The organism is Enterobacter sp. DN (assembly GCF_046054285.1).
Classification (GTDB): domain Bacteria; phylum Pseudomonadota; class Gammaproteobacteria; order Enterobacterales; family Enterobacteriaceae; genus Enterobacter; species Enterobacter hormaechei_C.
The window spans coordinates 214,138-240,225 of the sequence record NZ_JBJJTG010000005.1 but is presented as its reverse complement, the minus strand read 5'-3'; the positions used below and the strand labels follow the sequence as shown (position 1 = coordinate 240,225).

Below are 26,088 nucleotides of genomic sequence, written 5' to 3'. Positions count from 1 at the left end.
TGTGATAGCGCTATCAAATTGCTATCATGGTGCGAAATCACAGCAAAAAAAGGGATTTAAGGCGTATACTGCCTGTCACGTAAAATGAAGGATGAAACTGAATCGCGTCCTGTCAGCAGGAAGATGTATGTCTTTAACCCGAAAACGGCGCAGTACCGGAAAAGTAACGCTCGCGGATGTCGCACAGCTTGCCGGCGTAGGCACGATGACTGTTTCCCGTGCCCTCCGCACGCCCGAACAGGTTTCCGATAAACTGCGTGAAAAAATTGAAGCCGCGGTGCAGGAGCTGGGTTATATGCCCAATCTTGCCGCCAGCGCACTGGCATCGGCGTCGTCATGGACGATTGCGATGGTAGTTCCCAATCTTTCCGAAGCTGGCTGTTCCGAGATGTTCGCTGGGCTACAGCAGGTGCTCCAGCCAGCCGGATATCAGATCATGCTGGCGGAATCTCAGCATCGTCTTGAACAGGAAGAGAAACTGCTCGAAACGCTGCTGGCCTCGAATATCGCCGCGGCGATACTGCTCAGCGTTGAGCACTCCGATACCGTACGCCACTGGCTAAAAAACGCCTCTATCCCGGTGATGGAAATGGGTGCAATGCGTGCCGATCCGATTGATATGAATATCGGGATTGATAACGTCGCCGCCATGTATGAGCTTACCGAAATGGTGATTCAGCGCGGTTACCAGAATATCGGCCTGCTGTGCGCTAACCAGGAGCAGTGGATTTTTCAGCAGCATTTGCAGGGCTGGTACAAGGCGATGCTGCGCCACCACCTGTCGCCGAACAGAGTGATTAATGCCGCCATGCCGCCGAACTTCTCCACCGGCGCGGCACAACTGCCAGAGTTCCTGCTGGCGTGGCCGGAACTGGATGCGCTGGTGTGCGTATCAGATGAACTGGCCTGCGGCGCGCTGTATGAGTGCCAGCGTCGGCGCATCAAAGTGCCGGACGATTTAGCGGTCGTGGGCTTTGGCGACAGCGACGTCAGCCGCGTCTGTCAGCCGCCGCTGACAACGATGGCAGTACCGCATCGCAAGATTGGGATTGAAGCCGGGAAAGCGTTACTGGAACGTCTGAATGACGGAGACTGGCGCGATCATAAACCCATCGCGTCCAGCCTGTGTCTGCGGGAAAGCTGTTAAGGCTTACTCAGCCTCTTCCTCTTTTTCTGCCTTATTTTCCGGTTTAGCGGATTCGTTTTTGGCGTTGCGGGTCATCCACAGCGCCAGTGCTTTAAGAGAATCCGGCGTGAACTCGTCGCAACGCGCGGTGATCTCTTCCGGCGTCATCCAGCACACTTCGCTCACTTCCTCTTCCTGCAAGGCGAAAGGTCCGTGGGAAACGCAGCTAAACAGCCCGCCCCAGACGCGACAATGCTCATCTTCGAAATAAAACTGTCCGTGCTCGGCAAACGGCACGCCAGCGATACCTAACTCTTCTTCCGCTTCACGACGCGCGGAATCCAGCAATACTTCATCGGCCTGCACGACGCCACCCGCTGTGGCATCCAGCATACCAGGAAGAAAATCTTTGGTGTCGGTGCGACGCTGGACCAGAATCTTGCCCATGCCGTCATGAACAACGATGTAAGTCGCGCGGTGACGCAGACGCTCCGCACGCATTTGTTCGCGGCTGGCCTGCGCGATCACTTCATTCTCTTCGCTGACAATGTCAACCCACTCAGTACTTGCCAAATGATTCTGCTCCACCATCGGGAAACCTTCTCGTCTAAGCGCTCTTTCGGCGCGTTTGCAGTTGTGGTGTAACTTACGGATTAATCGCTATCTGCGCAATAACTTGCTGATCATTAAGTGCGATAACGCTTAATGTCCCGTCTTCATACATGCCGTAGCTTGCCGGGTTGCCGCCTTTAGGAATGCTGACAGACCCGGGATTAAAGTGATAAAACGCCCCGCGTTTTTCCGCCACCGGAATATGAGTATGACCATAAACCAGGACATCGCCAGCGGCGAGTGACGGCAGGTTATCCGGGCCGAACAGGTGCCCGTGGGTCAGGAACAAACGGCTGTTTTCCATCAACACCTGTTGCCAGGGAGCGGTGATGGGAAAATGCAGCAGCATCTGGTCAACTTCGCTGTCACAGTTGCCGCGAACGGCGATAATGCGCGAGGCAAAATGATTAAGTTTTTCCGCCACCTGCGCGGGAGCGTAGCCTTCCGGCAACGCATTGCGTGGGCCGTGGTTTAACACGTCGCCCAGGATCACCAGCCATTGCGCCCCGCTTTGGGCGAACAGAGAAAGCACGCGTTCGGTCGCGGGCAGCGATCCATGAATATCCGACGCAAACATCAGTTTCATCAGTTACTCCTCAGGAATTCAGACTGCCCTTATCATACCTCAAGCGCCCCGTCTTATCAGCCCGCGCGCTTAGCAGAGAGTGCCAGATAGCGCTGTACCGACGCGCGTTGCCACTGGAATGTGGCGTAATCCACCAGCAGCTGTGGGACGTCATCGCCATTGAGGATCAAGCGATTGAGCATCAGCGCCAGATCGGTGTCGGCAATACACCACTCGCCAAACAGGTTGGGGTTACCCTGCGCCAGCAGCGATGAGGCAGTTTCGATCAGCTTCCGGGCGCTGGATAAGCCTTCCTCGCTGAGGGCGGGCTTTTTGACGCCAGCGAACACCACATCCGTAGAGCGTTCTGTGCGAATCGGCACCAGGTCGCTACGCAGCCATGCCTGGATCTGGCGGGCGCGGGCGCGCTTTTGCAGATCGTGAGGATAGATGCGTTCCCACTCTGGCGGGGCAAAGCGGTCCTCAAGATACTCGTCAATCGCCGAGGATTCACTCAACTCAAAACCGTCGATCTCCAGCACAGGGACTCGGCGAGTGAGCGCGTAGCCCTGCCACTGGGGCTTCAGATGTTCGCCGCTGTCCAGGTCGACGGTTTTCAGACTAAAAGTAAGCCCCTTTTCTGCCAGCGCCACATAAACGCTCATGACATAAGGAGAAAAAAAGTTCGCATCGGACCACAACGTTATTACAGGCTGGCTCATAACATCCTCATCGGCTGATCGGTTTTCACTCAACATATAATCTCTTTGCCTCGCTGTCACTTGATGAAAACTCACGATTTACAACAAGCACCTATACTGATTTTTTATGGCAACACTATTCGCACTGACAGGAGTTGAGAATGATAGATCTCTATTATGCCCCCACCCCTAATGGCCATAAGATCACCCTCTTTCTCGAAGAAGCCGAAGTGGACTACCGGATCATTCGCGTGGATATCAGTAAAGGCGACCAGTTCCGCCCCGTTTTTCTGGCCATATCGCCCAACAATAAAATTCCGGCCATCATTGATAACCTGCCTTCTGACGGGGGCAAACCGTTAAGCCTGTTTGAGTCTGGAGAGATTTTGCTCTATCTGGCAGAGAAAACCGGCAAGCTCCTGAGCGGTGAATTGCGCGAGCGTCATCACACGCTGCAATGGTTATTCTGGCAGTCGAGCGGCCTGGGGCCAATGCTGGGGCAGAATCACCACTTTACCGCCTATGCGCCGCAGACGATCCCTTACGCCATTGAGCGATATCAGGTCGAAACCCAGCGCCTGTACGGGGTCCTGAACCGTCGGCTGGAAAAATCACCGTGGCTGGGAGGTGAGCATTACAGCATTGCAGATATCGCCTGCTGGCCGTGGATTAACACCCATGAACGCCACCGGATCGATCTGGCCACTTATCCGGCAGTGAACAACTGGTTTGAGCGCATCCGGACGCGCCCGGCCACCGAACGCGCCATGCAAAAAATCCATCAGATTTGAGCCTGCGCCCCGTTGGGTGCAGGTGTTTTCCTCATGTATGATGAGGTGAAAATACTGACACGGAGAAGACCTGCAATGTCCCAGCATGACGCTATTATTCGTATAAAAAACTTACGCTTACGCACGTTCATTGGTATCAAAGAGGAGGAGATCGCGAATCGCCAGGATATCGTGGTGAATGTAGTGATCCACTACCCGGCAGACAAGGCGCGTGCCAGCGAGGACATCAATGACGCGCTGAACTATCGCACGATCACCAAAAGCATCATCCAGTACGTTGAGAACAACCGTTTTGCGCTACTGGAAAAATTAACTCAGGATGTGCTCGACATCGCACGCGAACACCACTGGGTCACTTATGCTGAAGTGGAGATCGATAAACTTCACGCCCTGCGCTACGCCGACTCCGTCTCCATGACGTTAAGCTGGCAGCGCCAGGCGTAAACCTGGAGGTTGTATGAAGATCCTGCTCACCGGCGGTACGGGCCTGATTGGTCGCCATCTCATTCCACGTTTGCAGGCGTTGCATCACGACATTACCGTGGTCACGCGCAGCCCGGAGAAAGCGCGCCAGGTGCTGGGCGTCGGCGTTGAGATCTGGAAAGGCCTGGCGGAAAGGCAGGATCTGAACGGCTTTGACGCCGTCATCAACCTTGCTGGCGAACCTATCGCCGATAAACGCTGGACCGAAGAGCAAAAACAGCGTTTATGCAGCAGCCGCTGGAACATGACCGAAAGGCTGGTTGAGCTGATTCGCAGCAGCGAGACGCCGCCTTCGGTGCTGATTTCCGGCTCTGCTACAGGCTACTATGGCGATCTCGGTGAAGTGGTGGTGACCGAAGAGGAGCCGCCGCACAACGAGTTTACTCATAAACTCTGCGCCCAGTGGGAGCGCATCGCCTGCGCGGCGCAAAGCGATCGTACCCGCGTCTGCCTGCTGCGCACCGGCGTGGTACTTGCGCCGAAGGGCGGTATTCTCGGTAAAATGCTGCCGCCGTTTAAAATGGGGCTTGGCGGGCCCATCGGCAATGGTCGTCAGTATCTGGCGTGGATCCATATCGACGATATGGTCAACGGCATTCTCTGGCTGCTGGATAACGATCTGCGCGGGCCATTTAACATGGTATCCCCTTACCCCGTACGTAATGAACAATTTGCTCACGCCCTGGGGCATGCCCTGCATCGCCCGGCGGTGCTGCGCGTGCCTGCAACGGCGATTCGTCTGTTGATGGGTGAGTCTTCGGTGCTGGTGCTGGGCGGGCAACGCGCGCTGCCAAAACGGCTGGAAGCGGCCGGGTTCACGTTCCGCTGGTATGACCTGGAAGAGGCGCTGGGGGATGTGGTGCAGTGAATATGTTAGAGTTATACGCCATGTCTGGATGAGATGGCGTAACTATGGCAACCATTACCACAACCCGGCTTCACCTCACCCCTTTCGAACCTTCTGACTGGGCGTTCTTCCGCTCTCTGCGTGAAGACCCCGCCATCATGCGCTATATGGCCGCTATCACGCCGGAAAAAGAGACGCGCCGCGTATTTGCCGCGCGCCTGATGGCGGAGCATGTCTTTGTGATCCGTCTGCATAACGACGTTACGCCGCTCGGGGATATCGGCCTGCAAATCAGTGCGGCGAACCGTGAAGAGGCGGATATTGGCTACACGGTTGTGCCTGCCGCGCAGGGAAAAGGCATTGCCAGCGAAGCGCTGCGCGCGGTGTGTGAGTATGCATTTAACCAGACGGGCGTGAAGGCGATAAACGCGTACGTGCTGGCGGATAACGTTGGGTCGGTGCGGGTCCTTGAGAAAGCGGGTTTTGTGCGCACGCAGGTGCTGGAGAAGGCGTACGAGATTAACGGCGTACGGTATGACGACTGGGTGTATCGGCTGGAGTGTGGTGCGCGGGCGGCACTGCGTTTACGGGTTTTGTAGGCCCGGTAAGCGAAGCGCCACCGGGCAATTGGGCGGCTCTGCGGCCTGATGCCCTCACCCCGGCCCTCTCCCACAGGGAGAGGGAGAAAGACCAAACCTACTTCAACGAGCCTTTCAGGAACTGCTGCAACCGCGGGCTTTGCGGGTTCGCCAGCACCTCATCCGGATGACCCTGCTCTTCAATCTTGCCCTGATGCAGGAAGATAACGTGGTTAGAAACGTTACGGGCGAAGCCCATCTCGTGCGTCACCACCACCATCGTTTTGCCCTCTTCCGCCAGCTTTTGCATGATGCGCAGCACTTCGCCAACGAGTTCAGGATCCAGCGCGGAAGTCGGTTCGTCAAACAGCAACACTTCCGGCTCCATCGCCAGCGCACGGGCGATAGAAACACGCTGCTGCTGCCCCCCTGACAGGTGCACCGGATATTTGATCTGCTGCCGCTCGTCGATACCCACTTTCGCCAGGTATTTGACCGCACGCTCGCGGGCTTCCTGCTTGCTTAAGCCGAGCACCTGAACCGGCGCTTCCATCACGTTCTCCAGCACCGTCATGTGGCTCCAGAGGTTGAAGTGCTGGAACACCATCGTCAGGCGTGTACGCAGCAGGCGCAGCTGGTTTTTATCCGCCACTTTAAGCTGGCCGTCTTTATCACGGACCATGTTGATGTTCTGTCCGCTCACCACAATCGATCCTTCGCTCGGCTTTTCGAGGAAGTTGATGCAGCGCAGGAAGGTACTTTTACCCGAACCTGATGAGCCGATAATACTGATCACGTCGCCCGCGTTAGCCTCCAGCGACACCCCTTTCAGCACTTCATGTTCGCCGTAGCGCTTGTGCAAATCAATTACGTTTAATTTGTTCTCAGCCATCATAAATTCTCAGTGCGTCGACGGTTTTATATGCTGCAACCAGCGTTTTTCAGCCTTACGGAACAGACTGATCAGGACGTAAGAAATGATCAAATAGAGCACTGCCGCAATGCCAAACGCCGTAAACGGCTGGTAGGTGGCAGAGTTAATATCGCGGGCAATCTTTAACAGATCCGGTACCGTGGCGGTAAACGCCAGTGCCGTCGAATGCAGCATTAAAATCACTTCGTTGCTGTAGGCCGGCAGCGCAATACGCAGCGCCGAAGGCAGAATAATACAGCGGTAGAGCTTCACGGACGAGAAGCCATACGCGCGCGCCGCCTCGATCTCACCGTGCGGCACAGAACGGATGGCCCCGGCGAAGATCTCGGTGGTATAGGCGCAGGTATTGAGGGTCAGCGCCAGCACCGTACAGTTCAGACCGCTGCGGAAGAACGCGTTCAGCATCTCAGTGCCTTTCACGATCTCCAGCGTGTACATCCCGGAATAGAACACCAGCAGCTGCACGTACAGCGGCGTACCGCGAAACACGTAGGTGAACAGCCAGATAGGGAACTGGATAAATTTATTGTTCGACACGCGGCCAATGGCAAGAAACACCGCCAGAATGCCGCCCATTACCACCGAGGAGATCAGCAGCCACAGCGTGATGGCCACGCCAGTAAAGCGGTAACCATCCGTCCACAGCAGGGATTTCCAGTACTCCTGAATAATCTCAATCACAGGTCAGCCCTCTTCACACCCACGGAGTAGCGACGTTCGAGCAGAAGCAGCACACCATTGGAGACGGTCGTAAAGACCAGATAGATCACGCCGCAAACCACCGCAAAATAGAACGGTTCCCAGGTGCTTTTACCCGCCAGCTGCGTGGCCTTCACCACATCTTCCAGACCCAGCAGGGAGACCAGCGCCGTAGCCTTGAGAATAACCTGCCAGTTGTTACCGATGCCCGGCAGCGCGTAGCGCATCATGGCCGGGAACATGATCCGGCGAAACGTTTGTGAGGAGGTAAAACCGTAGGCGGTTGCCGCTTCAATATGCCCTTTCGGCACGGCCATGTAAGCGCCGCGGAAAGTCTCAGTGAAATAAGCGCCGTAGATAAAACCAAGGGTAATAATACCGGCCACCATCGGGTCGATATCGATCTGCTCCATGCCGATGGCATCCGTCACGCCATTAAGTGCGATTTGCAGGCCGTAAAAGATCAGCAGCATCAGCACCAGATCAGGCACGCCGCGAATCAGCGTGGTATAGCCTTCAAATATCAGCGCCAGCGGTCTGTTGGCGGATAATTTTGCCCCCGCGCCCGCCAGGCCTATCAGCACCGCCAGCACCACGGAGCTGATAGCCAGCTCAAGGGTGACAAGCGCGCCCTGTAAAATAACGCCAGAAAATCCGTACAGCATACCGCGTGCCCTGTCGTCTCGTGAGTGGTGGAACCGTGTCTTTTCCCCTCCCGCCACGGGAGGGGCCGCACGTTATCAGACGGGGCGATTAGCCGCCGTAAACATTAAAATCGAAGTACTTTTTCGCCAGCTTGTCATAGGTGCCGTCCGCGCGCATCTCGGCGAACGCTTTGTTCAGGGCTTCACGCAGTTCGTTGTCTTCTTTACGCAGGCCCATACCGGTGCCAACGCCAAAGAGTTTTTCGTCCTTAATGGACGGACCGCCGAACTTGTAATCTTTACCCACAGGCTGTTTCAGGAAGCCTTCGCTTGCCGCCACTTCATCCTGGAATGCCGCGTCAATACGGCCTGCCGTGAGGTCTGCGTAGATGTTTTCCTGGCCCTGGTAAGAGACAATTTCAATCCCCTTTGGCGCCCAGTGCTCGTTGCCGTAGGTTTCCTGCGTCGTACCCTGCAACACGCCCACGCGTTTGCCTTTCAGAGATTCAAGGGTTGGCTGAATGTCAGAGGATTTCGCCACCACCAGACGTGAGTCCGCCGCATAGAGTTTGTCCGTGAAGGCAATCTCCTGCTGACGTTTTTCTGTGATGGACAGGGAGGACATGATCACGTCAATTTTCTTCGCTTTCAGGGACGGGATCAGCGCATCCAGCGGGTTTTCAACGTAGGTACATTGCACTTTAATGCGTTTGCACAGCTCGTTAGCCAGATCGATGTCAAAACCGACCAGTTCTCCCTTCGCATTCTTCGATTCGAAAGGTGCATAGGTTGGGTCAGTTCCAATACGAATTTTCTGCGGAATTGCTGCGAATGCCGCGGTGGCGCTGGAAAAAGCCAGTACCAGAGAAAGTGACAACACCAGTTTTTTCATATCTGTCCTCAACAAACTGTCTTAATACGAGATTTTTACGACGACGGGGTGTTGTTAATGTGCCATTAATCCCCTCATTCAGGCAAAGATTAATGCCTTTGAACGGGAATTTTTGCATTTTAAATGCTTAACTATGCACACAGCGATCCAGTATGGTGCATGTATTGCACCATACTGGAACATAACCCCGTCAAGATGCACCACTTCGGTGCATCTCATTCATGCATTAATCACCGTAGACGTTGAAATCGAAGTATTTCTTCGCCAGTTTGTCGTAGGTACCGTCTTTACGCAGTTCATTAAACGCTTTGTCGAAGGCGGCTTTCAGCTCGGTATCATCCTTACGCAGGCCAATACCGGTACCGTCGCCAAAGTATTTTTTGTCTTTTACCGACGGGCCGGCAAAGGCGTACTCTTTACCCGCAGGCTGTTTCAGGAAGCCTTCGCTCGCGGCGACTTCATCCTGAAACGCGGCATCCAGACGGCCTGCCGCCAGGTCAGAGTAGATCAGATCCTGGTTCTGGTAAGCCACAACATCGACGCCCTTCTCGCGCCAGTTAGCATTGGCGTAACCTTCCTGGGTCGAGCCCTGAAGCACGCCAACATGTTTGCCTTTCAACGAGTCGATGGTCGGCTGGATTGGCGAGCCTTTCGCGGCAATCAGACGTGAGTCGGCAGCGTAGAGCTTCTCAGAGAAGGCGATCTCCTGCTGACGTTTTTCCGTGATGGAGAGAGAAGAGATAATGGCATCAATTTTCTTGGCTTTCAGCGACGGGATCAGCGCGTCAAAGTCACTGCCCACCCATGTGCATTTCACTTCCATGCGTTTGCACATCTCATTTCCCAGATCGATATCAAACCCCACGAAGTCGCCTTTCGCATCCTTGGAGGAGAATGGCGCGTAGGTTGCGTCTGTACCGATACGAACTGTCTGTGGAAGCGCTGCATAGCTACTTGCTGCTGCACTCAAGCCCACGAGCAAAGGCAGAGCCAGAACCGTCTTCTTCATACATTTACCCTCAAGAACCGTGATTTTATTATGGTTTATGTTGTGTGTTGTGTTGCAGGCTGTTCTTGCAGGTCTTATGCCACATTGTCGTCGGGTTAAAACTACGACGTTAAATATGTTAATAAAACGTTGCGATACTGCCTTAATGGTGAAAGATAGCAGGTCTGCCGAACGAACCGGAAAGAGAAAAAGGGAAAAAGCGAATTAAATGTCGAGGATATGATCGCGGTTGCAGTTTTGCCCTGAAACAGGGCAAATTGTCTTTTCATGCACCTTGTTTGTGCACAGCTTCACGCCCCCTGCCAGCGGGTAAAGAGATCTTCCGGCAGGTCGATATCGAACTGATCCAGTACGCGGTTAACGGTCTGGTTGATGACATCGTCCAGCGTTTGCGGACGATGATAGAACGCGGGGACCGGCGGCATAATCACGGCCCCCAGTTCGGCTGCCTGCGTCATTAAACGCAGATGTCCCAGGTGCAGCGGCGTTTCCCGCACGCAGAGCACCAGAGGACGACGCTCTTTCAGCACCACATCCGCTGCACGCGTCACCAGCGTGTCGGTATAGCTGTTTACAATGCCGGAAAGGGTTTTAATCGAACAGGGCAAAATAACCATGCCGGCCGTTTTAAACGAGCCCGAAGAGATGCTGGTGGCGATATCGCGGGCATCGTGGACAACGTCAGCCAGGGCCTGAACGTCGCGCAGAGAGAGATCGGTTTCAAGAGAGAGGGTCTGACGCGCCGCCTGGCTCATCACCAGATGGGTTTCTACGCCTGCAACGTCACGCAGCACCTGTAACAGCCGGACGCCATAAAACGCGCCGCTGGCACCGCTGATCCCTACAATGAGTCGTTTCATGATTTTCGCCCTTGCTGATTTCAGGGCAGACTGTGCAGGATTTTACGGGGAGTTGCAAGTGAGGGCGAGCGCCCTCACCTGCATACGCATCAACCTTCGTTGTGCATCTCTAAGCTTTCGAGATCGTTTTGCAGCTGGACGGCTTTCGCATCGTCGTTACGCAGCGAATCCAGATAGTCGAGATACTGCTGGTCAACGTCTTTCGTTACGTAGATCCCATTGAATACCGAGCATTCGAACTGCTGAATATCCGGGTTCTCGGCGCGCACCGCGTCGATCAGATCGTTCAGATCCTGGAAAATCAGGCCGTCGGCACCGATGATCTGCCGAATTTCGTCTACTTCACGACCGTGAGCAATCAGCTCGTTAGCGGTTGGCATATCAATGCCATACACGTTCGGGAAGCGAATTTCCGGCGCTGCGGAGGCGAGATACACTTTCTTCGCCCCGGCCTCACGCGCCATCTCGATGATCTGCTCAGACGTCGTGCCGCGCACAATGGAGTCGTCCACCAGCAGCACGTTCTTGTCGCGGAACTCGGCACGGTTAGCGTTCAGCTTACGACGTACGGACTTACGACGCAGCTGCTGGCCCGGCATGATAAAGGTGCGGCCCACGTAGCGGTTTTTCACGAAGCCCTGACGGTACGGCTTGTCCAGAATACGGGCAATTTCCAGCGCGATATCACAGGAGGTTTCAGGGATTGGGATGACGACGTCGATGTCGAGATCGTCCCACTCGCGGGCAATCTTCTCACCCAGCTTCGTCCCCATGTTGACGCGCGCGCTGTAAACGGAAATCTTGTCGATGAACGAGTCCGGACGCGCGAAGTAAACGTATTCGAACAGGCACGGGTTGCTCACCGGGTTGTCGGCGCACTGACGGGTAAACAGCTGGCCCTTCTCAGTGATGTAGACCGCTTCGCCTGGCGCGACATCACGCAGGAATTCGAAGCCCAGAGTGTCCAGCGCCACGCTTTCGGAGGCAACCATGTACTCGGAACGGCCATCGCCGAGGTCACGTTTGCCAAGCACCAGCGGGCGAATGCCGTTTGGATCGCGGAAGGCCACCATGCCGTGACCGATGATCATCGCCACGCAAGCATACGCGCCACGGATCAGGCGGTTAGTCGCGGCAACGGCGGCAAAAATGTTGTCTGCTTCCAGCGGATAATGGCGGAAGTTATCCAGTTCGCTGGCAAAGATATTGAGCAGGATTTCAGAATCAGAGGTGGTGTTAATGTGGCGACGTTTCTCTTCGAACAGCTTTTTACGCAGCTCGTGGGCATTGGTCAGATTGCCATTGTGGGCAAGCGTGATGCCATACGGGGAGTTAACGTAAAAAGGCTGAGCCTCAGAGGCGCTGGAACTGCCAGCAGTAGGATAACGAACGTGACCGATCCCCATATTACCTTGCAGACGCTGCATATGGCGGGCTTCAAACACATCGTTTACCAGGCCATTCGCCTTACGTAAACGGAAGCAGTTGTTTGCATCAATGGTGATGATACCCGCAGCATCCTGCCCACGGTGCTGAAGCACCGTTAACGCGTCATAAATCGACTGGTTTACCGGCATGAAACCGGCGATACCGACAATACCGCACATTCGTCTTTTCCTCGTTAAGCCACATCTCAGGGTTTATGCCCTGGGCAAGAAACTCGACGAGCTTTGCAGATAGTCAAAGAACCATCTGATGATGAAGCTGAACTCCGGAATGAGCTGCGATTTTTGCCAGTCTTCACTTTTGGAGAACCCGGTAAAGGTATCCAGGAAGAACAGGATCGCGGCCACAATGAGCACGCCTCGCAACGCGCCGAAACAGATGCCGAGTACCCTGTCCGTTCCTGACAGACCGGTTTTCTCGACCAGCTGACCTATCACGTAATTGACGATAGCGCCGACAATCAGCGTCGCGATAAACAGCACCGCGATGGCGATTCCGTTTCGGACCAGTTCATCTTCAAAGCCCGTGAACCAGACAGACAGGTAAGTGTAGTAATGACTGGCAACAAAGAAAGCACAACCCCAGGTTACCAGCGATAACGCTTCACGAACAAAGCCACGGATCAGGCTAACCAGACAGGAAAAACCAATCACCGCAATGATGGCGTAATCAATCCAGACCATATGTGTCCCACGATTAAACGCCCTGTCATCCAGTTCGGGGCGAATTCTAACAGAAAAAGAAAACGTTTGCGTAGGGATTTCCTTCCCACGCGTAAATAAAAAAGGCGCTGAAAAAATGCTCAACGCCCCCGCACCTTTGACGTTTCTGTGAACGTCTGCCTCCCCCTCATCCCCGCCCTCTCCCTCAAGGGAGAGGGAGCAAACCGTCCCCTCGCCCCTTTGGGGAGAGGGTTAGGGTGAAGGGATAATTTCTATCAGTTGGCGCTGTAGTTCATCACCACACCGCTCAGGCCGGAGATTTGCTTCAGCTCGCCAAGCGAACCTTTGAGCTTATCTTTAGACGCATCCGGCCCCACGAGGATACGGGTAATTTTACCCTGTACCGGCGTGGTGGGTGAAGTATAAACACGGTATCCCGCGCCGCGCAGTTTACTCACGATCTCATTGACCTTATCTGCATTTTTCAACGCACCGAGCTGAACGACATAGGCTTTACCCGTAGGGGCTGCGTCCTGTTTTGCCGGCGGTGGCGTTTCTGAGGCGGCTGCCAGTTGCTCGGCCGCTTTATCCCGCTGCGGTTTCGGCTGCGGCTTCTCCACCGGTTTCGGCTTCTCAACAGGCTTAGGCTGTTCTACCGGCACCGGATCAATCTCGATGTTATTGTTCGTCGCCAGACGCGAAGGATCGAGCGACGGCGCGGCTGCATCACCTGCGCGCACCTCTTCCGCTGCGCCTTCTGGCGGCTGGGCAGGCAGCGCCTGCGTTGCCGCTGGCAGCATATCGGGCTCGTCGCGATCGCCCGGTTTGGGTACCAGCGGAATGGCCGCAAATTCATCCTGGTAATGCTTTTTTTGCCCGTCGAGCAGTCCCGGGAGAATAATCACCCCGAGCGCGACCAGCACAATGGTTCCTGTTAAACGGTTCTGAAACTTACTCGCCACCGGTTCTCCCCGCGTCCATCACTTCCATGACATGTGCCACCGTGTGGAATGACCCACACACCAGCACGGTATCTTCTGGTTTAGCCTCCGCCATCGCGGCACGCCAGGCCGAAACCACACTGCTGTAGATTTCGCCTTTGCCGAGATGTTCCATCAACTGCTCAGCAGTCGCGCCGCGCGGCCCTTCCAGAGGAGCACAATACCAGCTATCGACCACACTCTCCATGCAGGCCAGCGTGCCGCCGATATCTTTATCATGAAGCATACCGATAACCGCCAGCACGCGCCCGGTTTTTGGTAACGATTTGAGACGTCCTGCGAGGTACGCCGCCGCATGCGGATTATGTGCAACATCCAGAATCAGACGCGGCGACTCACTCACAATCTGAAAACGTCCCGGTAACAGTGCGTTCTGAATGCCGTCGCGGATCGCCTGCTCGCTTACCGCTAATCCGCTGGCGCGCAGGGCTGCCAGCGCAGTCGCCGCGTTAGGCTGTGGCACCTGCGGCAGCGGCAGATTCTCCAGCACGCCCTGCGCATCGCTGAAGCGCCAGCCTTTGTCCTGCACCTCATACTGCCAGTCCACGCCGCGACGCAGCAGACGAGCGCCCTTCTCTTTCGCTACCTCAGCAATGGTGTGCGGCATGTCCGGTTCGCCTACCACGGCAGGCTTATTGGCCCGGAAAATACCGGCCTTCTCACGGCCAATGCTCTCGCGGTCCGGGCCCAGCCAGTCGGTGTGATCCAGCGCGATGCTGGTGACGACGGCGACATCCGCATCCACCATATTGGTGGCATCCAGACGCCCGCCCAACCCCACTTCCAGGATCACCACGTCCAGTTGCGCCTGCTTAAACAGCCACAGCGCCGACAGGGTGCCGTATTCGAAATAGGTTAATGAGGTTTCGCCGCGCGCAGCTTCGATAGCGGCAAACGACGCCGTATGGGCGGATTCCGCCAGCTCGGTGTTTTGCACGCGCACGCGCTCGGTATAGCGCACCAGATGCGGCGAGCTGTAAACGCCAACCTTGTACCCCGCCGCCATCAGGACAGATTCCAGCGTGCGGCAGGTGGTGCCTTTACCGTTAGTGCCGGCCACGGTAAATACGAAAGGCGCGGGTTTCAACACGTCAAGACGCGCGGCAACCTGGCTTACGCGCTCAAGGCCCATGTCGATAGTTTTACTGTGCAGGTTTTCCAGATAAGAAAGCCACGCGGCCAGGGGCGACGTGGCTTGAGGAATGCTTTTATTTTCCATGATGCCCGGTTGTCATTAACGGTTTAGAAAGCAAAAGGGCAGCGCCATTCGGCCCTGCCCTTTTCAGTTATCAGGCCTCGGGTTCCTGATCCGGTACCACCACGTCTTCGCGCGGCTCGTCCGGGTTCGGCGCCGGCAGATTCATCAGCTTCGCCAGGACGCTTGCCAGTTTCAGGCGCATTTCCGGACGGCGGACGATCATGTCGATGGCGCCCTTCTCAATGAGGAACTCACTGCGCTGGAAGCCCGGCGGCAGTTTCTCACGTACGGTCTGCTCGATAACGCGAGGACCCGCAAAGCCGATCAGCGCTTTTGGCTCAGCGATGTTCAGGTCGCCCAGCATCGCGAAGCTTGCAGAAACGCCGCCCATGGTTGGATCGGTCAGTACCGAGATGTACGGCAGACCGCGCTCCTGCATTTTCGCCAGCGCCGCAGAGGTTTTCGCCATCTGCATCAGGGACATCAGCGCTTCCTGCATACGTGCGCCACCGGAGGCGGAGAAGCAGATCAGCGGGCAGTTGTCTTCCAGCGCCTGCTCAACGGCACGCACGAAGCGCGCGCCAACCACAGAGCCCATTGAGCCGCCCATAAAGGAGAACTCAAACGCGGCGGCAACCACCGGCATCTCGTGCAGGGTGCCTTTCATGACGATCAGCGCGTCTTTCTCGCCGGTCTCTTTCTGCGCAGAGGCCAGACGATCTTTGTATTTTTTGGAGTCGCGGAACTTAAGCACATCTTTTGGCTCCAGTTCGCTGCCCAGTTCTACCAGAGAACCTTCGTCCAGCAGGCTATGCAGGCGGTTGCGCGCCGACATACGCATATGGTGGTCACACTTCGGACACACCTCAAGATTGCGTTCCAGCTCTGCGCGATACAGAACCTGGCCGCAGCTATCACACTTCGTCCATACCCCTTCAGGAATGCTCGCTTTACGCGTTGGGGTAATGTTGCTTTTAATTCGTTCAATCCAGCTCATTGATAACCTTTCTGCCTGAACCTGGTCGTATGCCAGTTTTGCTGTAAGAGGCGAATAATGCCATTTTTGCCTCCAACAGACCATGAATGTTGCACATTAAAACATAACAGCCCGAAACTTTGGATAAAAAAGTGGTCGAACCGCCAGCGTGCATTTACTTCGCTTGCTTTGCCGCCGCGCGTTTGTGACGGATAATTTCGATGACGCCAGGCAGTACGGAAAGCACAATAATCGCTACAATCAGTAACTTAAGGTTTTCCTGAACCACCGGCAGATCGCCAAACAGGTAGCCTGCATAGGTGAACAGCAGCACCCACAGCAGCGCGCCCACCACGTTATACATGGCAAAATGACGATAGGACATGTGACCCATTCCCGCCACAAACGGTGCAAATGTACGTACAATAGGCACAAAACGGGCAAGGATAATGGTCTTACCGCCATGGCGCTCATAGAACGCATGGGTCTTATCTAAATAACTGCGGCGGAAAATCTTCGAGTCCGGATTACTGAACAACCGCTCGCCAAACACCCGCCCGATGGTGTAGTTGACCGCATCACCAACAATCGCGGCGATGATCATCAGGACCACCATCAGATGGACATTCAGGTCATTCGTTGGCAGTGCGGATAACGCGCCCGCCACGAACAGCAGTGAATCTCCCGGCAGGAACGGGGTAACCACAAGGCCGGTTTCACAGAACAGAATGAGGAACAGAATGGCGTACACCCAGACGCCGTACTGCGCGACCAGCTCCGCCAGGTGAACATCAATATGCAGGATGAAATCAATCAGAAAACGTATTACGTCCATATTGTCTAAGCCTTAATTGCACCTTTGTTTAGTCCGCTAAAAACAGCGGGCCCATTGGCGGTTTTGGCAGGTCGAACCGGTCCGGATAATCCACCGAAACCAGATACAGCCCTTCCGCTTTCGCCGTTGCTGCCGCAAGCGTTCTGTCCTTCGCTGCCAGCAGTTCTGCAATCCAGCTCTCCGGCTGGTGTCCGGCGCCCACTTCCATCAGGCTGCCTACAATATTCCGCACCATATGATGTACAAAGGCATTGGCTTTGATATCCACCACCACATACGCGCCATAACGACTGACGTTAATGTGCATGACGTTACGCCACGGCGTACGGGACTGACACTGCACCGCACGAAACGACGTAAAATCATTCTCTCCAATCAGATACTGCGCCGCACGCTGCATACGTTCTGCATCCAGCGGTTCATAAAAATGCGTCACGCCCTGGCTTAACACCGCCGGGCGCAGGCGCTGGTTATAGATGACATAACGGTAGCGCCGCGCCGTCGCGCTGAAACGCGCGTGAAAATCATCCGGCACAGCTTTCACCCAACGTACGGCAATGTCACCAGGCAAATTCGCATTTACACCCAGCGTCCAGGCCGCGTCTTTGCGCACGGCGGTGGTGTCAAAATGCACCACCTGCCCCGTGCCGTGAACGCCGGCATCGGTGCGGCCCGCACAGAAGACGCTTATCGGTTCGTTCGCCACCTGAGAGAGCGCTTTCTCCAGCTTCTCCTGGACGCTGCGCACCTCATTCTGCCGCTGCCAGCCATAGTATTTACTGCCATCGTATTCAATGCCGAGGGCAATTCTGTGGACCGGCTTTTGTTCCACATCTGACATCAGTACAGATACTCCTGCACCAGTTTTTCCGCGATTTTGACCGCCATCAGCGCGCCGCCAAAACGCACGTTGTCGGCAACGGACCAGAACTGCACCTGCTCCGGCATACCGTAATCGTTACGCACGCAGCCCACAGAGAGATGCGCGCTGCCGGTGGCGTCGCCCACCTGCGTCGGGAATTCGCTCTCTTCGGACAGGACAATGTCCTCACCGCGGCCAAACGCGTCGCGGGCTTCTTCAGCCGCCAGCGGACGCAGGGCTTCAAACCCGACCATCTGCGCGTGGCCGTAAAAGACCGGAGACTGCACGACATTCGCGGAGATCATCAGCCCGTCATCCTGCAAAATTTTGCGTGCTTCATCGACGATACGACGCTCTTCCCGCACCGAACCTTCACGATCCGGCAGCAGCGGCAGCATGTTGAACGCCAGCTGGCGGCCAAAGAAATCATCTTCGTCGATCGGGATACCGTTCAGCAGCTTCGCGCTCTGCCCTGCCAGTGCGTCTACGGCTTTTTTACCGTTAGCGGAGGCTGAAAGCAGGCTGGTCACGGAAATACGCGACAGGCCACTGTCGTCGATCAGCGGCTTCAGCGCGGTCAGTAGCTGGCTGGTGAGGCTGTTCGGTACTGCAATGATGTTGCGGTTGCGGTAGTCAGCCAGCACAAACGGGTTGACGTCCGGCACCACCAGCGGCACATCCGGCTCCAGGGAGAACAGGCCGCTCAGGTCGATCACCAGACAGCCTGAATTTGTCGCTTCTTCAATGTAAGACGCCGTGGCTTCCGCACCTGCGGCAAAAAACGCCAGCTGAGCCTGCGTCCAGTCAAACGCGGCGGCATCCTGCACCATCACGGATTTGCCGCCGAAACGCAGATGTTCTCCTGCGCTGTCGGTACGCGCCAGTGCGTAAATCTCACCCACCGGGAACTGACGCTCAGCAAGGGTTTCAAGCAGGGCTTCGCCCACGGCGCCAGTGGCACCCAAAATGGCAATGTTCCAGCCTTCAGACATGGTGGTTTACTCCAGAAATAAAAAGCGTCCCTGCCGGAATATCCGACAGGGAGCATTAAGAAGACATTAACGTGCCGGGTGGTGAACGGCGTTAAATCCCAGTTTATGCAGCAGCCCCGCCGCTGACGCGTCATCGCACATGACATACAGGGAAGACCACTCGCGGCGCTCAAGGTAATTTTTGCGCAGCTTGTCAAACTCACCCGGAATACCCGCCACTTTACGCAGCAGCGCGTCATCGCGGCGCACATCATACACCAAATGCACCAGTCTTTTCAGCGTTGCCTCATCCAGCGGGCCATGAAGGGTAATGCGGCCAAATTCCGGGGCGGGCAGCAGCGTATCCAGCGCCACCTGCTGCGGATGGCCGATAAAGGCGCTGTAAGCCTCAAACACCTGGGTTGTGCCACGCGCTTTGCCTTCAAGGGTATAACCCGCGATATGCGCGGTACCCACGTCCACCTTATTCAGCAAGGCGACGTTGAGATCCGGCTCTGGTTCCCAGACGTCCAGCACCACGCTAAGCTCTTGTCCTTCGTCGAGACATGCCAGCAGCGCCGCGTTATCCACCACCGGTCCCCGGCAGGCATTTATCAGAATAGTGCCAGCCTTCAGACGGCGGATCAGCTTTTCGTCGGCCAGGTGCAGAGTCTTGTACGGCCCCTCTTTAAAGAGCGGCGTATGGAAGGTGATGACGTCGCACTCGTCGACCAGCTCATCCAGCGTGCGGAAGTCGCCTTCATCGCCGTTATCCTTACGCGGCGGATCGCACAGCAGGGTGTGGATGCCCCAGGCTTCCAGACGCTTTTGCAGACGTCCGCCCACGTTGCCCACCCCCACAATCCCGACGGTGCGGTCTTTCAGCGCAAAACCATCGCGCTCGGCCAGCATCAATAGCGAGGAGAAAACATATTCCACGACGGCAATGGCGTTACAGCCTGGCGCCGCGGAAAAACCAATCCCCGCCTGCTTAAGCCACTGGTCATCCACATGATCGGTCCCGGCCGTTGCCGTCCCGACAAATTTAACCCCTTTGCCGGTGAGCAGTGCCTCATTTACTTTGGTCACCGAGCGCACCATCAGGGCGTCTGCATCGTCCAGTTCGCTGACCGGAATCGGGCGACCAGGGACAGCCTTAACCTCACCCAGGCGGCTGAACAGCTCACGGGCGTAAGGCATATTTTCATCAACGAGGATTTTCACGTCTGAGTACCTGTTTGAGAGGAAGTAAACCTGCCAAGTGTGCCATAATCTCGCCGCCGGGCATATATCTCCGCCCGGTTACGCAGAGTTTGACTTTAAGGATTTTTGACGATGCAGCCCATTTCAGGTACGCCTCCGCGCCCTCCGGGTGAAGGCCCCGTAACGCCCAACACGCCAGGCGAACAACCGCTCTCCACGCAGCAACGCACCGTACTGGAGCGTCTGATCACGCGTCTTATTGCGTTAACCTCACAGCAAAACGCAGAGGTATGGGCCGGCGTTAAGCACGATTTGGGCGTCAGAAACGATGCGCCGCTACAGTCGCGCCATTTCCCTGCCGCCGAACAAAACCTTAACCAGCGTCTTACCAGCGCACAGCAGCAACATACTACCCGCCAGATTATCTCGCAGCTGACCGAGCTATTGGGCCAGGGGAATAATCGCCAGGCGGTGAGTGATTTTATCCGTCAACAGTACGGTCATACCGCCCTGAGCCAGCTTTCGCAAGAACAGCTGAAAACCGTGTTGACCCTGCTACAAAGCAATCAGCTTTCTATCCCGCAGCCGCAACAGCGCCCGTCTACAGAACGGCCATTGCAGCCTGCGGAGCATAATACGCTCAAGCAGATGGTCACTAAACTGGCTGCCGCTACCGGCGAACCCACAAAGCTTATCTGGCAATCCATGCTGGAACTTTCCGGTGTGAAAGCGGGCGAGATGATCCCGGCAAAACAGTTTACCCATCTGGTCACCTGGCTCCAGGCGCGTCAGACGCTCAGCACCCAGAGCGCCCCGACCCTGCACAGCGTACAGGCGGCGCTGAAGCAACCGCTGGAACCACACGAGTTCGATATGATTCGGGATTACGCCCAGCAGAACTGGCAGGCTACGCCGCAAACGGTGCTGACCACCGCGCAGGTGCAGGATGTGCTCAATCAGATCTTCGTTCGCCGCGCCGAGCGGGAAGGCGGCGTGCCGGAGGTAAGAAACATTCAGCCGATCTACAGCCCGCTGTTTGCCCCCGTAGTTGATACGTTCAAAACGCTTTCTGCCCGTCCGGGATTGATGTTTATCGCGTTGGTGATTGCGCTGGCGATTTTCTGGCTGGTTGCGTGAGGATTTGCCCGGTGGCGCTTCGCTTACCGGGCCTACAACGGCTCGAACAGTAGGCCGGGTAAGGCGAAGCCGCCACCCTGCAACATACTACCGCTTGCGAAACGCCACCAGCGTCACCACAATTCCCACCACCGCTGACACCGCACCGGCCAGGAAGACGGAAGGATAGCCAAACGACGTTGCAAGCAGCCCCGCCAGCGGCCCGGTGACCCCGTATGAGATATCCTGAAACGCCGCATAGCCGCCCAGCGCCGTGCCGCGCACCTGCGGAGCCACGCGCTTCACCACTTCAACGCCCAGCGCCGGGAAGATCAGCGAGCAGCCGCAGCCGGTTAACGCCGCACCCAGCAGCGCAACGGATGCAGAGGGCGCCTGCCAGAGCAGTACCAGACCCACGGTCTCAATGACAAGTGACGCCACGGCCACCTTCACGCCGCCAAAGCGATCCGGCATCCAGCCAAACAGCACGCGCATCAATACAAACGCGCCGCCAAAGGCCGTCAGCGTAAAGCCCGCCATCGCCCAGCCGCGGCTCATGAAATAGAGGGAGACAAAGGTACCAATAACCGCGAAGCCCACCCCCTGAAGCGCCAGCCCAAGCCCCGGCTGCCAGATTTGCCCCACCACGCTCCACAGCGAAGGACGCTCGCCTTTATGGGCGGGCACCTTACGCACCGAACCGTTAAACGCCCACGCCAGCAGCGGCAATACCATGGTGGTGCCTGCCAGCGCCGCAAAACCAAACTGGCTGTGGATCAGCAGCCCCAGCGGTGCGCCTGCCGCCAGCGCGCCGTAAATCGCCATCCCGTTCCAGGACATCACTTTTCCGGAACGCGCAGGCCCCACCAGCCCCATTCCCCAGGTAAGGGTGCCGGTCAGCAGCTGGCTTTCGCCAAAGCCGAGGATCAGACGCCCTGCCACCAGCAGCGCGAATTTATACGCTGCATCTATCGGCAACAGCGCCGCCAGCAGCCAGGCTCCCCCCGCCAGCCCGCAGGCAAACATGCCCTGCAACGCCGAGCGTTTTGCGCCGTGCTGATCCGCCAGGCGACCGGCGTAGCCCCGGGTTAATACCGTCGCTAAAAACTGAATGCCCACCGCAATGCCGACCATGGTGTTGCCATAGCCCAGCTCCTGGTGAACGAACAAGGGGATCACCGGCAGCGGCAGGCCAACGGTCATATAGGTCAGAAACACCGCAAAGGCGATGCGGAAAAGGGAAAGGTTCCCGGAAGGAGCGCTCTTCTCAGGGGTAACAGCCTTCATGCATAACTCCGTGTTCAGGCATAAAAAAGGGAGCCGCGCGGCTCCCTTCTACTATACCTTCAAACGCTTACGCTTTCAGCTTACGCATCACCAGCGTGGCGTTGGTGCCGCCGAAACCGAAGCTGTTGGACATAACGGTCGTCAGCTCACGTTCGGTGGTTTCGGTCACGATGTTCAGGCCAGCCGCCTGCTCGTCCATCTCTTCGATGTTGATGCTTGGCGCGATAAAGCCGTTTTCCAGCATCAGCAGAGAGTAGATCGCTTCCTGCACGCCCGCCGCTCCCAGAGAGTGACCGGTCATGGCTTTGGTTGCAGAGATAGCCGGGCTGTTGTCGCCGAACACTTCACGGATCGCACCCAGCTCTTTCACGTCGCCTACCGGCGTTGAGGTGCCGTGGGAGTTCAGGTAGTCGATTGGAGTATCAACACCGTGCATCGCCATCTTCATGCAGCGCACCGCGCCTTCACCAGATGGAGCAACCATGTCAGCGCCGTCAGACGTTGCGCCGTAGCCCACGATCTCAGCATAGATGTGCGCGCCACGCGCCAGCGCGTGTTCCAGCTCTTCAACCACAACCATACCGCCGCCGCCAGCGATAACAAAACCGTCGCGGTGTGCGTCATAAGTACGGGACGCTTTGTCTGGCGTTTCGTTGTATTTGGTGGACAGTGCGCCCATTGCGTCAAACTCACAGGCCATTTCCCAGCCCAGCTCTTCGCCGCCGCCAGCAAATACGATGTCCTGTTTGCCCAGCTGGATCTGCTCAACCGCATTACCGATACAGTGTGCGGAGGTCGCACATGCGGAGCTGATGGAGTAGTTCACACCGTGGATTTTGAACGGCGTTGCCAGGCACGCGGAAACCGCTGAACCCATGGCTTTGGTCACAACATATGGACCGACCGCTTTCAGGCCGCGCGGGCTGCGCATGGCGTCAGCACCGAACACCTGAGCTTTAGAGGAACCGCCGGAGCCTGCAATCAGGCCCACGCGTGGGTTGTTCTGGTAAGCGTCTTCGCTCAGACCAGAATCCTTGATCGCTTCCTGCATGGAAAGATAGGCGTAGATAGAGGCATCGTTCATGAAACGAACCACTTTACGGTCAATTAAACCGGTGGTGTCCAGTTTAACGTTACCCCATACGTGGCTACGCATTCCAGAATCTTTAAACTCTTCAGAGAAAGTGATCCCGGAGCGTCCTTCACGCAGAGATGCCAGGACTTCCTGCTGGTTATTACCGATGCTGGAAACGATGCCCAGGCCAGTAATCACTGCACGTTTCATTCAATACCTCTGTAAGTCGCACTATAAAAAGTTTCGAGTCGCACAATAGCGTACACTTGTACGCCGAACAAGTCCGATCAGCCATTTTCTGTGGAAATTTGCACCGATGGGCTCACATCGCTAAGATCGTGCCACTGCCTGTCGGACGAGTAACTTACGTGAAACAAAACGCCATACAACCTGCCAACCTCGAATTCAACGCTGAGGGTACACCTGTTTCCCGAGATTTTGATGACGTCTACTTTTCTAATGATAACGGACTGGAAGAGACGCGCTATGTCTTCCTCGAAGGAAATCATCTCAGCACCCGCTTCCCTGAGCATCCGCGCAGCCTGTTTGTCGTAGCGGAGAGCGGTTTCGGCACCGGGCTGAATTTTCTGACCCTCTGGCAGGCGTTCGACCAGTTTCGCACTGCACACCCCGAGGCTACCTTACAAAGATTACATTTCATCAGTTTCGAAAAATTTCCGCTTACCGCGCACGATCTGCGGCTTGCCCATCAGCGCTGGCCGGAGCTTACCCACTGGGCGGAACAGCTTCAGGCCCAGTGGCCTCCGGCTATCGGTGGCTGTCATCGTCTGATTCTGGACGACGGACGCGTCACGCTCGACCTGTGGCTTGGCGACATTAATGACCTGACCGATAAGCTTGATGACTCAATGAATCAGAAGGTGGACGCCTGGTTCCTGGACGGTTTTGCGCCCGCCAAAAACCCGGACATGTGGAGCCCGCACCTGTTCAGCGCCATGGCACGTCTGGCGCGCCCGGGCGCGACGCTTGCCACCTTCACCTCGGCGGGCTTTGTCCGTCGTGGGTTGCAGGAGGCGGGGTTTACCATGCGGAAAACCAAAGGCTTTGGCCGCAAACGCGACATGCTGGTCGGGGTGATGGAACAGGATCTGGCGATCCCGGCGCAGGCCCCCTGGTTTGCCCGTCGCGCCAGCACCTCGCGTGAGGTCGCCATTGTGGGCGGGGGTATCGCCAGCGCCCTGCTCTCGCTGGCGCTGCTGCACCGTGGCTGGCAGGTGACGCTCTACTGCGCTGACGAGGCGCCGGCGACGGGCGCATCAGGCAACCGTCAGGGCGCGCTTTATCCCTTATTAAGTTCACACGATCCGGCACTGTTCCAGTTCTTCCCGGCGGCGTTTACGTTTGCTCGCCGCCTTTACGATAGCCTGCCGGTTGCGTTCGACCACAACTGGTGCGGCGTGACGCAGCTCGGCTGGGACGAGAAGAGCCAGCAGAAAATCACACAAATGCTGTCGCTGGGTCTGCCGGAGGCCATCGCCCATGCAGTGACGGCACAGCAGGTTGCAGAGACCACTGGCGTCGACACCGGCTGCGGGGGTATTCAGTATCCACTCGGCGGCTGGCTGTGTCCGGCTGAACTGACTTCTGCGGCGATAGCCCTCGGGCAGTCGTGTGGGTTGACAGTGCATTATGCCCATAAGGTTCAATCGCTAAGCCGCACTGCGCACTGGAAACTGCGTTTCGCTGACGGCAAAGAGGCCCAGCATGCCAGCGTTGTGCTGGCCAACGGGCATCATATCAGCAAGTTTACCCAGACAGCATCATTGCCGGTTTATCCGGTCGGCGGCCAGGTGAGCCATATTCCTGCCGCCCCCCAACTGAGCAAACTGCGTCAGGTGCTGTGTTACGACGGCTACCTGACGCCGCAAAATCCGTCCAACGGCCATCACTGCATCGGTGCCAGCTACCATCGCGGTGAAACAGATATGCAGTACAGCGAAGCGGATCAGCAGCAAAACCGCCAGCGCCTGCTCGACTGTTTCCCGGATGCGTCGTGGGCAAAAGAGGTGGATGTCAGTGAGGGTCAGGCGCGCTGCGGCGTACGCTGCGCGACCCGCGATCACCTGCCGATGGCGGGAAACGTGCCGGACTATGACGCCACGCTTGAAGTCTATCAGGATCTTGCTGACAACAAAGAAACGGCGGTAAGTGCTCCCGTTCACCCCGAGCTGTTTATGCTGGGTGGCTTAGGCTCGCGGGGATTATGCTCCGCGCCGCTGCTGGCTGAAGCGTTAGCCGCGCAAATGAGCGACGAGCCGGTTCCGCTGGACAGGGTTACGCTCGCGGGGCTGAATCCAAACCGACTGTGGGTGCGGAAATTGCTGAAGGGGAAAATGGTCAAGTAGGGTGCGGTCTGGTGCCCTCACCCCCGCCCTCTCCCTGTGGGAGAGGGCGGTGATACACTTACTTCGCTTTCGCCTGCTGGAACAAATTGTCCCACATGCCCAGCACTAAAGACTGGTCGCGCGGAGAGAGTTCCCCGGCCAGAATGGCTTTTTCCAGGCTGCGAGTGACTTCCGCGTGAACGGCGTCGGCAGAGTGATCGTCCCCGGCTTCCAGCGCGGCTACCGCCAGCGTCAGGTGACCACGCAGATAACCGCTGGCGAACAGCTCATCATCACTGGCGTGTTCCACCATGTCATCAATTAACGCCAGAATGCGTGATTCAAATTCTGCGATCATCTTCTTTCCTCT

The 26,088-nt window shown here is 56.6% G+C and carries 28 protein-coding genes; 7 read left to right on the top strand and 21 right to left on the bottom strand.

The features are described 5' to 3' along the window. Positions 1-127 precede the first annotated feature (127 nt). Positions 128-1,147 carry a LacI family DNA-binding transcriptional regulator gene (locus ACJTMZ_RS14305; protein WP_017383439.1) on the top strand — a complete coding sequence of 340 codons (1,020 nt, stop codon included), beginning with the start codon at positions 128-130 and terminating at the stop codon, positions 1,145-1,147. A gap of 3 nt (positions 1,148-1,150) precedes the next feature. Here ACJTMZ_RS14305 and yfcD read toward each other — a convergent pair whose 3' ends face one another. From yfcD to yfcF, 3 genes are read right to left on the bottom strand one after another with little or no spacing between them, the layout of a single operon-like run. After that, entirely contained in the window at positions 1,151-1,717 is a 567-nt protein-coding gene (yfcD, locus tag ACJTMZ_RS14300; RefSeq protein ID WP_006811396.1) for an NUDIX hydrolase YfcD, read from the bottom strand. Between the two features lie 55 nt (positions 1,718-1,772). Then, positions 1,773-2,324, bottom strand: coding sequence for a phosphodiesterase (gene yfcE / locus ACJTMZ_RS14295; protein WP_017692997.1), 552 nt, complete (start codon positions 2,322-2,324; stop codon positions 1,773-1,775). A 56-nt stretch (positions 2,325-2,380) separates the two neighbouring features. Beyond that, the gene (yfcF, locus tag ACJTMZ_RS14290; RefSeq protein WP_017692996.1) at positions 2,381-3,025 is read right to left on the bottom strand and encodes a glutathione transferase; all 645 of its coding nucleotides are present in this window, start codon (positions 3,023-3,025) and stop codon (positions 2,381-2,383) included. Positions 3,026-3,165: 140 nt separating this feature from the next. On the opposite strand from yfcF, the gene yfcG reads away from it, so the two are divergent. From yfcG to ACJTMZ_RS14270, 4 genes are all read left to right on the top strand, one after another. After that, positions 3,166-3,795, top strand: a complete 630-nt coding sequence (gene yfcG, locus ACJTMZ_RS14285; RefSeq protein ID WP_003861434.1) for a GSH-dependent disulfide bond oxidoreductase — start codon at positions 3,166-3,168, stop codon at positions 3,793-3,795. 75 nt (positions 3,796-3,870) lie between these two features. After that, on the top strand, positions 3,871-4,239 hold the full coding sequence (gene folX / locus ACJTMZ_RS14280; RefSeq protein WP_003861432.1) for a dihydroneopterin triphosphate 2'-epimerase: 369 nt from the start codon (positions 3,871-3,873) through the stop codon (positions 4,237-4,239). A gap of 13 nt (positions 4,240-4,252) precedes the next feature. Continuing rightward, positions 4,253-5,146: a TIGR01777 family oxidoreductase gene (locus tag ACJTMZ_RS14275; protein ID WP_252010710.1), complete on the top strand. Its 894-nt coding sequence runs from the start codon at positions 4,253-4,255 to the stop codon at positions 5,144-5,146. A 44-nt stretch (positions 5,147-5,190) separates the two neighbouring features. Then, a complete protein-coding gene (locus ACJTMZ_RS14270) occupies positions 5,191-5,724 on the top strand; it encodes a GNAT family N-acetyltransferase (RefSeq protein WP_252010711.1) in 534 nt (177 codons plus the stop codon). Between the two features lie 97 nt (positions 5,725-5,821). Here the strand turns inward: ACJTMZ_RS14270 and hisP are convergent, their stop codons facing one another. The 15 genes from hisP to pdxB form a co-directional block, all read right to left on the bottom strand. Then, a complete protein-coding gene (gene hisP, locus ACJTMZ_RS14265; protein ID WP_003861426.1) occupies positions 5,822-6,595 on the bottom strand; it encodes a histidine ABC transporter ATP-binding protein HisP in 774 nt (257 codons plus the stop codon). Positions 6,596-6,604: 9 nt separating this feature from the next. After that, entirely contained in the window at positions 6,605-7,318 is a 714-nt protein-coding gene (locus tag ACJTMZ_RS14260) for an ABC transporter permease (RefSeq protein WP_003861424.1), read from the bottom strand. Next, on the bottom strand, positions 7,315-8,001 hold the full coding sequence (locus ACJTMZ_RS14255) for a histidine ABC transporter permease HisQ (protein ID WP_015572256.1): 687 nt from the start codon (positions 7,999-8,001) through the stop codon (positions 7,315-7,317). Before ACJTMZ_RS14255 ends, ACJTMZ_RS14260 begins: the two co-directional genes overlap by 4 nt. 88 nt (positions 8,002-8,089) lie before the next feature. After that, entirely contained in the window at positions 8,090-8,872 is a 783-nt protein-coding gene (hisJ, locus tag ACJTMZ_RS14250) for a histidine ABC transporter substrate-binding protein HisJ (RefSeq protein WP_023295090.1), read from the bottom strand. 226 nt (positions 8,873-9,098) lie between these two features. Further along, positions 9,099-9,881, bottom strand: coding sequence for a lysine/arginine/ornithine ABC transporter substrate-binding protein ArgT (gene argT / locus ACJTMZ_RS14245; RefSeq protein ID WP_252010712.1), 783 nt, complete (start codon positions 9,879-9,881; stop codon positions 9,099-9,101). A gap of 290 nt (positions 9,882-10,171) precedes the next feature. Next, positions 10,172-10,741 (bottom strand): UbiX family flavin prenyltransferase, encoded by a 570-nt coding sequence (locus ACJTMZ_RS14240; protein WP_252010713.1) that lies wholly within the window; start codon positions 10,739-10,741, stop codon positions 10,172-10,174. Positions 10,742-10,830: 89 nt separating this feature from the next. Beyond that, positions 10,831-12,348 (bottom strand): amidophosphoribosyltransferase, encoded by a 1,518-nt coding sequence (gene purF, locus ACJTMZ_RS14235; protein WP_006811407.1) that lies wholly within the window; start codon positions 12,346-12,348, stop codon positions 10,831-10,833. 33 nt (positions 12,349-12,381) lie between these two features. After that, on the bottom strand, positions 12,382-12,870 hold the full coding sequence (gene cvpA / locus ACJTMZ_RS14230) for a colicin V production protein (protein ID WP_000262116.1): 489 nt from the start codon (positions 12,868-12,870) through the stop codon (positions 12,382-12,384). 254 nt (positions 12,871-13,124) lie between these two features. After that, complete coding sequence (gene dedD / locus ACJTMZ_RS14225; protein ID WP_023300639.1) at positions 13,125-13,811, bottom strand: cell division protein DedD; 687 nt, start codon at positions 13,809-13,811, stop codon at positions 13,125-13,127. After that, positions 13,801-15,069: a bifunctional tetrahydrofolate synthase/dihydrofolate synthase gene (gene folC / locus ACJTMZ_RS14220; RefSeq protein WP_023295092.1), complete on the bottom strand. Its 1,269-nt coding sequence runs from the start codon at positions 15,067-15,069 to the stop codon at positions 13,801-13,803. The genes dedD and folC overlap by 11 nt, the downstream gene beginning before the upstream one ends. A gap of 70 nt (positions 15,070-15,139) precedes the next feature. Next, positions 15,140-16,045 carry an acetyl-CoA carboxylase, carboxyltransferase subunit beta gene (accD, locus tag ACJTMZ_RS14215; RefSeq protein ID WP_408626939.1) on the bottom strand — a complete coding sequence of 302 codons (906 nt, stop codon included), beginning with the start codon at positions 16,043-16,045 and terminating at the stop codon, positions 15,140-15,142. A 154-nt stretch (positions 16,046-16,199) separates the two neighbouring features. Beyond that, positions 16,200-16,859, bottom strand: coding sequence for a DedA family protein (locus ACJTMZ_RS14210; RefSeq protein WP_003861406.1), 660 nt, complete (start codon positions 16,857-16,859; stop codon positions 16,200-16,202). A gap of 28 nt (positions 16,860-16,887) precedes the next feature. After that, positions 16,888-17,700 (bottom strand): tRNA pseudouridine(38-40) synthase TruA, encoded by an 813-nt coding sequence (truA, locus tag ACJTMZ_RS14205; RefSeq protein WP_048247051.1) that lies wholly within the window; start codon positions 17,698-17,700, stop codon positions 16,888-16,890. Next, positions 17,700-18,713 (bottom strand): aspartate-semialdehyde dehydrogenase, encoded by a 1,014-nt coding sequence (locus tag ACJTMZ_RS14200; RefSeq protein WP_408626938.1) that lies wholly within the window; start codon positions 18,711-18,713, stop codon positions 17,700-17,702. The genes truA and ACJTMZ_RS14200 overlap by 1 nt, the downstream gene beginning before the upstream one ends. A 66-nt stretch (positions 18,714-18,779) precedes the next feature. Beyond that, on the bottom strand, positions 18,780-19,916 hold the full coding sequence (gene pdxB, locus ACJTMZ_RS14195; RefSeq protein ID WP_047057273.1) for a 4-phosphoerythronate dehydrogenase PdxB: 1,137 nt from the start codon (positions 19,914-19,916) through the stop codon (positions 18,780-18,782). A gap of 111 nt (positions 19,917-20,027) precedes the next feature. Between pdxB and flk the strand changes: the two genes are divergently transcribed. Further along, on the top strand, positions 20,028-21,032 hold the full coding sequence (flk, locus tag ACJTMZ_RS14190; RefSeq protein ID WP_214595918.1) for a flagella biosynthesis regulator Flk: 1,005 nt from the start codon (positions 20,028-20,030) through the stop codon (positions 21,030-21,032). 87 nt (positions 21,033-21,119) lie between these two features. Here the strand turns inward: flk and ACJTMZ_RS14185 are convergent, their stop codons facing one another. Next, positions 21,120-22,298: an MFS transporter gene (locus ACJTMZ_RS14185; protein ID WP_045349110.1), complete on the bottom strand. Its 1,179-nt coding sequence runs from the start codon at positions 22,296-22,298 to the stop codon at positions 21,120-21,122. A gap of 67 nt (positions 22,299-22,365) precedes the next feature. Further along, positions 22,366-23,583 carry a beta-ketoacyl-ACP synthase I gene (gene fabB, locus ACJTMZ_RS14180; protein ID WP_017383449.1) on the bottom strand — a complete coding sequence of 406 codons (1,218 nt, stop codon included), beginning with the start codon at positions 23,581-23,583 and terminating at the stop codon, positions 22,366-22,368. A 158-nt stretch (positions 23,584-23,741) separates the two neighbouring features. On the opposite strand from fabB, the gene mnmC reads away from it, so the two are divergent. Continuing rightward, positions 23,742-25,739, top strand: coding sequence for a bifunctional tRNA (5-methylaminomethyl-2-thiouridine)(34)-methyltransferase MnmD/FAD-dependent 5-carboxymethylaminomethyl-2-thiouridine(34) oxidoreductase MnmC (gene mnmC / locus ACJTMZ_RS14175; protein ID WP_252010714.1), 1,998 nt, complete (start codon positions 23,742-23,744; stop codon positions 25,737-25,739). A 58-nt stretch (positions 25,740-25,797) separates the two neighbouring features. On the opposite strand, the gene ACJTMZ_RS14170 is transcribed toward mnmC, so the two are convergent. Next, complete coding sequence (locus tag ACJTMZ_RS14170) at positions 25,798-26,076, bottom strand: YfcL family protein (RefSeq protein ID WP_017383451.1); 279 nt, start codon at positions 26,074-26,076, stop codon at positions 25,798-25,800. Positions 26,077-26,088: the final 12 nt, after the last annotated feature.

What these genes read in the sequence shown, in the direction of transcription:
- cvpA (WP_000262116.1), bottom strand. Translation starts at nt 12,870, where the DNA reads ATGGTCTGGATTGATTACGCCATCATTGCGGTGATTGGTTTTTCCTGT.
- yfcD (WP_006811396.1), bottom strand. Translation starts at nt 1,717, where the DNA reads ATGGTGGAGCAGAATCATTTGGCAAGTACTGAGTGGGTTGACATTGTC.
- hisJ (WP_023295090.1), bottom strand. Translation starts at nt 8,872, where the DNA reads ATGAAAAAACTGGTGTTGTCACTTTCTCTGGTACTGGCTTTTTCCAGC.
- argT (WP_252010712.1), bottom strand. Translation starts at nt 9,881, where the DNA reads ATGAAGAAGACGGTTCTGGCTCTGCCTTTGCTCGTGGGCTTGAGTGCA.
- folC (WP_023295092.1), bottom strand. Translation starts at nt 15,069, where the DNA reads ATGGAAAATAAAAGCATTCCTCAAGCCACGTCGCCCCTGGCCGCGTGG.
- flk (WP_214595918.1), top strand. Translation starts at nt 20,028, where the DNA reads ATGCAGCCCATTTCAGGTACGCCTCCGCGCCCTCCGGGTGAAGGCCCC.
- yfcF (WP_017692996.1), bottom strand. Translation starts at nt 3,025, where the DNA reads ATGAGCCAGCCTGTAATAACGTTGTGGTCCGATGCGAACTTTTTTTCT.
- hisP (WP_003861426.1), bottom strand. Translation starts at nt 6,595, where the DNA reads ATGGCTGAGAACAAATTAAACGTAATTGATTTGCACAAGCGCTACGGC.
- ACJTMZ_RS14185 (WP_045349110.1), bottom strand. Translation starts at nt 22,298, where the DNA reads ATGAAGGCTGTTACCCCTGAGAAGAGCGCTCCTTCCGGGAACCTTTCC.
- ACJTMZ_RS14240 (WP_252010713.1), bottom strand. Translation starts at nt 10,741, where the DNA reads ATGAAACGACTCATTGTAGGGATCAGCGGTGCCAGCGGCGCGTTTTAT.
- accD (WP_408626939.1), bottom strand. Translation starts at nt 16,045, where the DNA reads ATGAGCTGGATTGAACGAATTAAAAGCAACATTACCCCAACGCGTAAA.
- truA (WP_048247051.1), bottom strand. Translation starts at nt 17,700, where the DNA reads ATGTCAGATGTGGAACAAAAGCCGGTCCACAGAATTGCCCTCGGCATT.
- ACJTMZ_RS14270 (WP_252010711.1), top strand. Translation starts at nt 5,191, where the DNA reads ATGGCAACCATTACCACAACCCGGCTTCACCTCACCCCTTTCGAACCT.
- ACJTMZ_RS14170 (WP_017383451.1), bottom strand. Translation starts at nt 26,076, where the DNA reads ATGATCGCAGAATTTGAATCACGCATTCTGGCGTTAATTGATGACATG.
- ACJTMZ_RS14275 (WP_252010710.1), top strand. Translation starts at nt 4,253, where the DNA reads ATGAAGATCCTGCTCACCGGCGGTACGGGCCTGATTGGTCGCCATCTC.
- yfcG (WP_003861434.1), top strand. Translation starts at nt 3,166, where the DNA reads ATGATAGATCTCTATTATGCCCCCACCCCTAATGGCCATAAGATCACC.
- fabB (WP_017383449.1), bottom strand. Translation starts at nt 23,583, where the DNA reads ATGAAACGTGCAGTGATTACTGGCCTGGGCATCGTTTCCAGCATCGGT.
- folX (WP_003861432.1), top strand. Translation starts at nt 3,871, where the DNA reads ATGTCCCAGCATGACGCTATTATTCGTATAAAAAACTTACGCTTACGC.
- ACJTMZ_RS14200 (WP_408626938.1), bottom strand. Translation starts at nt 18,713, where the DNA reads ATGTCTGAAGGCTGGAACATTGCCATTTTGGGTGCCACTGGCGCCGTG.
- purF (WP_006811407.1), bottom strand. Translation starts at nt 12,348, where the DNA reads ATGTGCGGTATTGTCGGTATCGCCGGTTTCATGCCGGTAAACCAGTCG.
- ACJTMZ_RS14210 (WP_003861406.1), bottom strand. Translation starts at nt 16,859, where the DNA reads ATGGACGTAATACGTTTTCTGATTGATTTCATCCTGCATATTGATGTT.
- yfcE (WP_017692997.1), bottom strand. Translation starts at nt 2,324, where the DNA reads ATGAAACTGATGTTTGCGTCGGATATTCATGGATCGCTGCCCGCGACC.
- ACJTMZ_RS14255 (WP_015572256.1), bottom strand. Translation starts at nt 8,001, where the DNA reads ATGCTGTACGGATTTTCTGGCGTTATTTTACAGGGCGCGCTTGTCACC.
- ACJTMZ_RS14305 (WP_017383439.1), top strand. Translation starts at nt 128, where the DNA reads ATGTCTTTAACCCGAAAACGGCGCAGTACCGGAAAAGTAACGCTCGCG.